Origin of the sequence: uncultured Pseudacidovorax sp., assembly GCF_913773995.1 — a bacterium.
In the GTDB taxonomy this organism is placed as follows: Bacteria; Pseudomonadota; Gammaproteobacteria; order Burkholderiales; family Burkholderiaceae_C; genus Xenophilus.
This window is the reverse complement of record NZ_CAJYES010000056.1, coordinates 1-7,976: the sequence shown is the minus strand read 5'-3', so window position 1 is coordinate 7,976 and position 7,976 is coordinate 1. Positions and strand designations below refer to the sequence as shown.

Genomic DNA, 7,976 nt, shown 5'->3' with positions numbered 1-7,976 from the left:
CGCCTCCATCACCGCAGTGGCCGAGGCCACGGCACTGGCCATCGAACGCATCGCGGCCGCCATCCGGCAGCCAGGGGGCGATCAGGCCGTGCAGCTCAAGGTGGCCGAGCGCGCCGTCGACGCCTACAGCAAGGTCGCAGCGGACGCCAAGACCACCCTCATCGTGCCCAGCAACATGACCGATACCGCCGGACTGATCGCTTCCGCGATGCAGATGGTGCGCGCCGGCCGCGGCGGCTCAAATCCGGGTTAGAATCATGGGCTCCACGGAGCGGTGGATGAGTGGTTTAAGTCGCACGCCTGGAAAGCGTGTGTGGGTTAATAGCCCACCGCGGGTTCGAATCCCGCCTGCTCCGCCAGAGATTCCAAACCCGTTGTCACCCAACGGGTTTTTTCTTTGGGGTTTCGACCAAGTGTCGCGCTGGCAATGCCTTGCCAGCTCACTGTAAGTGAAAACTGAGCCATATGGCGAGCGCCCTGCCGCGGTGGTCAAGTTCACAAGCCACATGCGGCCAGCTGTCAGACGGCCATTCAACAACATGCCCAATGCCCAACGGCCGATCAACATGGGCGCGACGACCAGCATAGTCTCTCCATAAGACAGCTCTCGGCAAACCACAAATAGCCGCCTGCCCCCGCGGCCAGCAACAAAAACTGTAAGACACCGAACAGGCGACTGCCGAGCGACAACGGGGGGTCATATCGCTGAGCCGCCGCCTGCAAATCGTACGGCTCCTCTTGGGACTGCACCTCGTCGGCAAGCCAGCCGGACGGCTTCCACAACAGTCGGAGTTTGTCCGACCAGCGCCGCGTATGGGCTACGAGCGCTGCAATGTCTGCGTAGCCCTTGCCCACCGCCCAGAGCGGGTTCCAGCTCTTCAACGGAGTCCGGCTTCCATAGACACAAGGCTCGTCTTCTTCTTTGAAGGTGCCAAACATTCGATCCCAGATGACCAGCATCCCGCCGTGTTCTTGCGGGTCAGTACGCAGTAAGCGAATTCACAAGCCATCAGCACAATGAACCCGGGCAGCGCATAGACGATGATCTTGTCCATCGATTGAATTCACAGCGACGAGCAGATCAGCTGATTTGATGATGTCGCCGGGAGTTGCAGTCATGGCCGCTCTGAAACCGAGGAGACTTTCGATGCGGACGCCCGGTCAGTAGCGTTACGGTTGCAGTTGTTGTGGAGTGAACGGGCGCAGCAACAAAAAACCCCGCCGATCTTTCGATGGGCGGGGTTAGCGAAGGCTGGCGGAAACGGAGGGATTCGAACCCTCGATGAGGCTCTACACCCCATACTCCCTTAGCAGGGGAGCACCTTCGGCCACTCGGTCACGTTTCCAGTGCGCTAGGCAGACCGTGATTATGCCATCGAATCTGCCCTGTTCGGCCCCAGAGGCCGCGCGTTGCGCATTAATTTGCGGGCTGGTCCAGGTCGAAGGCCTTGTGCAGTGCGCGCACGGCCAGCTCCATGTACTTCTCGTCGATCACGACGGACGTCTTGATCTCGCTGGTGGAGATCATCTGGATGTTGATGCCCTCCTCGCTCAACACGCGGAACATCTTTGCTGCAACGCCCACGTGGCTGCGCATGCCGATGCCGACGATGCTCACCTTGCAGATCTTGGTGTCGCCCACGATGTCGGCCGCGCCCAGCGTCGGCAGGACCTTGGTCTTGAGCAGGTCCACCGTGCGCGCGAACTCCGCGCGGTTGACGGTGAAGCTGAAGTCGGTCTTTCCGTCCTTCGAAAGGTTCTGGATGATCACATCCACCTCGATGTTGGCGTCGGCCACGGCGCCCAGGATGTGGTACGCAATGCCCGGCTTGTCGGGCACGCCCAGGACGGAGATCTTGGCTTCGTCGCGGCTGAAAGCGATGCCGGACACGACGGCTTGTTCCATGGTTTCGTCTTCCTCGAAGGTGATCAGAGTGCCCGACACGGCCTCTTCATTGATGTCGATGTCCCAGGGCGTGAAGCTGGAGAGCACGCGCAGCGGCACGCGGTACTTGCCGGCGAATTCCACCGAGCGAATCTGCAGCACCTTGGAGCCCAGGCTGGCCATCTCCAGCATCTCTTCGAAGCTTATCTTGGCCAGGCGGCGCGCATCGGGCTCGACGCGCGGGTCGGTGGTGTAGACGCCGTCGACGTCGGTATAGATCAGGCACTCGTCGGCCTTCATCGCGGCGGCGATCGCCACGGCCGAGGTGTCGCTGCCGCCACGGCCTAGCGTGGTGATGTTGCCCAGCTCGTCCACGCCCTGGAAGCCGGTGACGACGACCACGCGGCCCGCGTCCAGGTCGGCGCGTACGCGCTCGTCGTCGATGCGCTCGATGCGGGCCTTCGTGTAGCTGCTGTCGGTCTGCACGCCCATCTGCCAGCCGGTATAGCTCACGGCCTCCACGCCTTCGCTTTGCAGCGCAATGGCCAGCAAGGCCGACGAGGCCTGCTCGCCGGTCGCGGCCAGCATGTCCAGCTCGCGGTTGTAGGGCGTGGTGGGCTTGGCCGGGGCCAGCTCCTTGGCCAGGCCCAACAGGCGGTTGGTCTCGCCGCTCATGGCGCTGGGGACCACCACCATGCGATGGCCCGCGCGCGCCCATTTGGCGACGCGCTTGGCGACGTTGCGGATGCGCTCGGTCGAGCCCATCGACGTGCCGCCGTACTTGTGAACGATCAATGCCATGGGTGAGATGTCGGAAGAAAAGTGAGTCGCCTGATCGGCGTCGCCCGGGACGGCGGGCCTGGAGAATGGCCTGCGCGGTGGCGGCCCGGATGCCATTCAGCGCGGGGGCTTCGGCAGGGGCGCGCCATTGTACCAATGCAGGGTGTCGCCTTCGCGCAGCACCTGGCCGCTGCCGGCCTTGAGGTGGATGCGGTGCCCGCGCGTGGTACAGGCCGCGATCTGGTCGAGCAATTCGTCGAGCTGACGGGCGCTGGGCGGCCTGCCCGCTTCGAGCGCCAGCCATGCACGCAGGGCATTGGCCTGCCGGGCGCGGGGCAATCGCTGCAGCGCGGCGATGCGTGGCGGCACACCTGTGTCGGCCAGATCGGCGCGGGCCAGATCGGCCAGCATCTGCTGCGCCTCGGCCGCGTGGCGGACGCTGCGGGCAAAGGTCTCCCGGAACTGAGGGAAGGTCTCGGCCAGGACGGGCAACAACTGACGACGAATTCGGTTGCGGGTGTAGCGCACATCCGCGTTGGTCGGATCGTCCACCCAGCACTCACCCTGCGCGCGAAGCCAGTCGCGGATGGCGCCGCCCGGTAGTTCGAGCAGGGGCCGGTACCAGCGCAGCCCGTCGCGCTCGGCCACAGGCGGCATCGCGGCCAGGCCGGGCAGACCGGCGCCGCGAGAGAGGGCAAGGAGGAGCGTCTCCACCTGGTCATCCGCATGGTGGCCCAGCACGATGTCGCGGATCGCGCCAGAAACATCGCTGGGGCCGGCCAAGCTCGTTTCGAGACTCCCCGGCGTTTGTGCGGCGAGCGCCGCAAGCGCCCGGTAACGCCCGCGCCGCGCAGCTTCCTCCGGGCTTTCCCCTGGCGAATGTGTCGCATCGATGCGGCCTACGCGCAGCGGCACGCCGTGTCGCGCGCAAAGCGCTTGGCAGTGCTGCTCGAAGTCCTCCGCTGCGGCCTGCAACCCGTGATTGACGTGCAGGGCGACCACCTGCCCCGGCCAGCGGCGCACACAAGCCACCAGCAGTGCTGTCGAGTCGGCACCCCCACTCAGCGCAACGCCCAGCGGGAGCCGAGGCGAAAGCGCGCCCACGGCGGACTCGATGCGTCCGGGCGGGGGAACTGGACGCATGCCTGTAGCTCCAATCCCATTCATGGCCGTCGCATGCCCGCGACGACCGAACCAAGGACTGAGCCTATGTGGAAACTGGGACGACTGTGGTGGGCCATGCGTGGTGAGCTGGCCCTCGCCTGGGCCGTGTTGCGCAACGGCAGCGCCCCCTGGGGCGCCAAGCTGGCGGTACTCGCTGCAGCCGCGTACCTGCTGAGCCCGCTGGACCTGGTCACGGATGCCGTTCCCGTGCTGGGCTGGCTGGACGACGGCATCGTGGTCTTTCTCCTGCTGAGGCTGTCGCAGAAGCTGCTGCCACCAGGCATGGCCGATGCCCTTCGCGCCCGCGCTGCGACCACACGGCGCTGAGGCGGGCGAACGGTCTCAGCGGCCCGCGTCGGCCTTTGTGTCGGCGAAGCGCCCGTAGCTCTGAATGCGCTCATAGCGGCGGTCCAGCAGTTCGCGCGGCTTGAGGTCCACCACCTGGCGCACCGCCTCGGTCAGCGCCCGCTTCAGGAAGGAAGCCATCTGTCGATGGTCGCGATGGGCGCCACCCACCGGCTCGTTCACGATCTTGTCGACCAGACCAAGCGCCTTGAGGCGATGCGCCGTGATGCCCAGGGCATCCGCCGCGTCCTGCGCCCGGTCGGCCGTCTTCCAGAGAATGGAGGCGCAGCCCTCGGGGCTGATGACCGAATACACCGAGTACTGCAGCATCAGCACCTGATCCGCCACCGAGATGGCAAGGGCACCGCCGGAGCCGCCCTCGCCGATGATCGTGGTGAAGATCGGCACTTCCAACTGCGCCATCTCGAAGATGTTGCGGCCGATGGCCTCGGACTGCCCGCGCTCCTCGGCATCGATGCCGGGGTAGGCGCCCGGCGTATCGACGAAGGTGAAGACTGGCAGCTTGAACTTCTCGGCCGTCTTCATCAGGCGCAGCGCCTTGCGATAGCCCTCGGGCTTGCTCATGCCGAAGTTGCGCGCCGTGCGCTCCTTCGTGTCGCGGCCCTTCTGGTGGCCCAGCACCATGCAGGGCATGCCATTGAAACGCGCGAGGCCACCGACGATCGACAGGTCGTCGGCGAAGTGGCGGTCGCCGTGCAGCTCAACGAAATCCGTGAACATCTCGTTCACGTAGTCCAGGGTGTAGGGCCGCTCCGGATGGCGGGCGATCTTCGTGATCTGCCACGGCGTGAGGCTGCTGTAGATCTCTTTGGTCAGCTGCTGGCTCTTCTTGCCGAGCTGGTCGATCTCTTCCGAGATGTCGACCGCCGATTCGCTCTGCACATAGCGCAGCTCTTCGATCTTGCTTTCGAGTTCGGCAATGGGTTGCTCGAAGTCGAGGAAGCTACGTTTTGCCAAGATCTACTCCTGTGAAGTCAATAGGCCACGGGCAGGGGCTCGAGCGAGCGCCAAATGTACCAAGTGGCCACACTGCAATAAGGGGCCCAGGCGACGGCCACTTCGCGCGCATCGCTGCGGCTGACGGGGTCACCCGAGAAATACTGCTGGCTGATACCGGCGATGAGGCTGGCGTCGTCCAGCGGCAGGATGTTGGGACGCAGCAGGTGGAAGATGAGGAACATCTCCGCCGTCCACCGGCCGATGCCGCGAATGGCCACGAGCTCGGCGATGATCATCTCGTCGGCCATGTCCTTCCAGGCGTCGACGTGCACGGTGCCGCCGTCGAAGTGCAGCGCGAGGTCGACGAGGTACTCCACCTTGCGCGCGGACAGGCCCGCCGCACGCATGTCGTCCACCTTCAGCTTGAGCACGTTGGCGGGCGTCATGCGGCGCGGCAGCTTCTCGAAGCGCTCCCACACCGACTGCGCGGCTCTCACCGAGATCTGCTGGCCCACGATGCTGCGCGCCAGCGTGGTGAAGGCGTCGCCGCGCGACTGCAGCCGTGCGTCGCCGAACTGCGGGATCAGCCGGCGCATCACGCGGTCCTTCTTGACCAGGTGGCGGCAAGCCTCCTCCCAATAGTCGGGCGTGATGAATTCCGGAGCCTGCGGGCGCGGTGCAGCCATGGCCAGCGTTGCCGTCGTGTCCACGGATTACTGGGCCGACGCCCAGGTGGTGCCCGCGGGACCGTCCTTGAGCACGACGCCCTGGGCGAGCAGGTCGTTGCGGATGCGGTCGGCCTCGGCGAAGTTCCTGGCGGCCTTGGCCGCGGCGCGCTCATCGATGCGCGCCTGGATGACCGCATCATCGAGACCAGCGCCGGCCTGCAGGTAGGCACGCGGCTCGGACTGCAACAGGCCCAGCGTGCCGGCCAGCGCCTTGAGCAAGCCAGCGGTCTGTGACGAACGGGTGCGATTGGCCGCGGCGGCCAGTTCGAAGAGCACGGCAACCGCCTCGGGCGTGCCGAAGTCTTCATCCATCGCGGCCTTGAAGCGCGCGGCATGGGGATCTTGCCAGTCGATTTCTGCGATCTCGGCCGGCGGCACGCCGTCGAGCGCCGTGTAGAGGCGACGCAGCGCATTGCGCGCATCGTCCAGGTGCACGTCGCTGTAGTTGAGGTCGCTGCGGTAGTGTGCGCGCACGATGAAGAAGCGCAGCGTCTCGGCGTCGTACTTTTTGAGCACATCGCGGATGGTGAAGAAGTTGCCCAGGCTCTTGGACATCTTCTCGTTGTCGATGTTGATGAAGCCGTTGTGCATCCACTTCATCGCGAAGGGCTTGCCCGTGGCGCCTTCGCTCTGCGCGATCTCGTTTTCGTGGTGCGGAAACTGCAGATCCGCGCCGCCGCCATGGATGTCGAAGGTTTCACCGAGCAGGTCACAGGCCATGGCCGAGCATTCGATGTGCCAGCCGGGGCGGCCGGTGCCGAAGGGACTCTCCCACTTGGCCTCGGCGGGCTCGGTCGGCTTGGCACTCTTCCAGAGCACCGGATCGAGCGGGTCTTCCTTGCCCTCGGCCACGGCCACGCGGTTGCCGGCATGAAGCTCGTCGAGCGACTTGCCCGACAGCTTGCCGTAGCCCGGGAACTTGCGCACCGCATAGTTCACATCGCCGTCGGCCGAGCGGTAGGCCAGGCCCTTGCGTTCCAGCGTCTCGATCATCGACAGCATCTGCGGGATGTAGTCGGTGGCGCGCGGGTCGTGCGTCGGGCGCTCCACGCCCAGCGCGTCTGTATCCTCGTACATCGCGTCGATCATGCGGGCGGTGAGGGCTTTGAGCGTCTCTCCGTTCTCCACCGCACGGCGGATGATCTTGTCGTCGATGTCGGTGATGTTGCGCACGTAGGTCACGCGCCAGCCGCGGGCCTTGAACCAGCGCTGCACAACGTCGAACGCGATCATCGAACGGGCATGACCCACATGGCAGAAGTCGTAGACCGTGATGCCGCACACGTACATCCGTACATGGCTTGCCTCCAGCGGCGAAAACTCCTCCAGTGCACGCGTGAGCGTGTTGTAGATACGCAGGGTCATGAAAATCGGAATGGGCGCCGTTGAAAGGTGGCGCCAGCCTGGAGATCGATCATGCGCCGCTGCGGGCGCACTGCCAAGGGCTTCGGACAACCCATGGCTACAATCCCACGAGTATAAACGGCCCCTGCGCAGCGCCCGTTCCCACGGGCCCGCCGCATCCAACCATGCCGGGGCGCACTCGCGGTCCGGCCTCATTCGCTCCATGACGCACGCCGCCTCTCCCGTCGCCCGTTCATTGCTTCGCGCCGCCCTTGCTGGTGTGCTCATCGCAGGCGCCGGCGCGGCGTTGGCCGACGACTACGCCGACGTCAATGCGCTGTTGCGCTCGGGCAAGGCCACCGAGGCACTCGACAAAGCCGATCGCTACATCGCCGGCAATCCGCGCGATCCGCAGATGCGCTTCCTGCGCGGCGTGATCCTCAGCGAACAAGGCAAGCAGCAAGACGCCGCCGACACCTTCGTCAAGCTCACGCAGGACTACCCCGAACTGCCCGAGCCGTACAACAACCTCGCCGTCATCTATGCGGCCGAGGGCCAGCTCGACAAGGCGCGCGACGCGCTCGACAACGCCTTGCGGCTCAATCCCAACTACGCCGTAGCCCACGAGAACCTGGGCGATGTCTATGTACGCCTGGCTGCACGCCAGTACAACCGCGCGCAATCCTTCGCATCGACCAGTTCCAGCGTTGCGCCCAAGCTTGCACTGGTGCGCCAACTGGTGGACACCACCGGCAACGCTGCCAATGGCA

Annotated in this window: 9 protein-coding genes and 2 tRNA genes; 4 read left to right on the top strand and 7 right to left on the bottom strand. The window is 65.3% G+C overall.

What is annotated here, in order from left to right; genetic code table 11:
* Positions 1–253: band-7 C-terminal domain-containing protein (locus tag QZ772_RS05055; RefSeq protein ID WP_295523658.1), on the top strand; the 253-nt coding region annotated here is incomplete at its 5' end.
* 15 nt (positions 254–268) lie between these two features.
* A tRNA-Ser gene (locus tag QZ772_RS05050) sits at positions 269–359 on the top strand.
* 202 nt (positions 360–561) lie between these two features.
* Here the strand turns inward: QZ772_RS05050 and QZ772_RS05045 are convergent.
* From QZ772_RS05045 to tilS, 4 genes are all read right to left on the bottom strand, one after another.
* Positions 562–960: a hypothetical protein gene (locus tag QZ772_RS05045; protein WP_295523656.1), complete on the bottom strand. Its 399-nt coding sequence runs from the start codon at positions 958–960 to the stop codon at positions 562–564.
* A gap of 293 nt (positions 961–1,253) precedes the next feature.
* Positions 1,254–1,346: transfer RNA gene (locus QZ772_RS05040), tRNA-Ser, on the bottom strand.
* 71 nt (positions 1,347–1,417) lie between these two features.
* Complete coding sequence (locus QZ772_RS05035) at positions 1,418–2,686, bottom strand: aspartate kinase (protein WP_295523655.1); 1,269 nt, start codon at positions 2,684–2,686, stop codon at positions 1,418–1,420.
* A gap of 96 nt (positions 2,687–2,782) precedes the next feature.
* Positions 2,783–3,808, bottom strand: coding sequence for a tRNA lysidine(34) synthetase TilS (gene tilS / locus QZ772_RS05030; RefSeq protein ID WP_295523653.1), 1,026 nt, complete (start codon positions 3,806–3,808; stop codon positions 2,783–2,785).
* Positions 3,809–3,874: 66 nt separating this feature from the next.
* Between tilS and QZ772_RS05025 the strand changes: the two genes are divergently transcribed.
* Entirely contained in the window at positions 3,875–4,156 is a 282-nt protein-coding gene (locus tag QZ772_RS05025) for a DUF1232 domain-containing protein (protein ID WP_295523651.1), read from the top strand.
* Positions 4,157–4,171: 15 nt separating this feature from the next.
* Here the strand turns inward: QZ772_RS05025 and QZ772_RS05020 are convergent, their stop codons facing one another.
* Genes QZ772_RS05020 through cysS form a run of 3 tightly spaced genes read right to left on the bottom strand, consistent with a single transcriptional unit; the run spans position 4,172 to position 7,227 of the window.
* The gene (locus tag QZ772_RS05020) at positions 4,172–5,152 is read right to left on the bottom strand and encodes an acetyl-CoA carboxylase carboxyltransferase subunit alpha (RefSeq protein ID WP_295523649.1); all 981 of its coding nucleotides are present in this window, start codon (positions 5,150–5,152) and stop codon (positions 4,172–4,174) included.
* 17 nt (positions 5,153–5,169) lie between these two features.
* Positions 5,170–5,820: a DNA-3-methyladenine glycosylase 2 family protein gene (locus QZ772_RS05015; RefSeq protein WP_295523647.1), complete on the bottom strand. Its 651-nt coding sequence runs from the start codon at positions 5,818–5,820 to the stop codon at positions 5,170–5,172.
* Between the two features lie 27 nt (positions 5,821–5,847).
* Positions 5,848–7,227, bottom strand: coding sequence for a cysteine--tRNA ligase (gene cysS, locus QZ772_RS05010; protein WP_295523645.1), 1,380 nt, complete (start codon positions 7,225–7,227; stop codon positions 5,848–5,850).
* A gap of 202 nt (positions 7,228–7,429) precedes the next feature.
* Here cysS and QZ772_RS05005 point away from each other — a divergent pair.
* Positions 7,430–7,976 (top strand): tetratricopeptide repeat protein (locus tag QZ772_RS05005; RefSeq protein ID WP_295523643.1); only part of this gene is annotated, 547 nt, incomplete at its 3' end.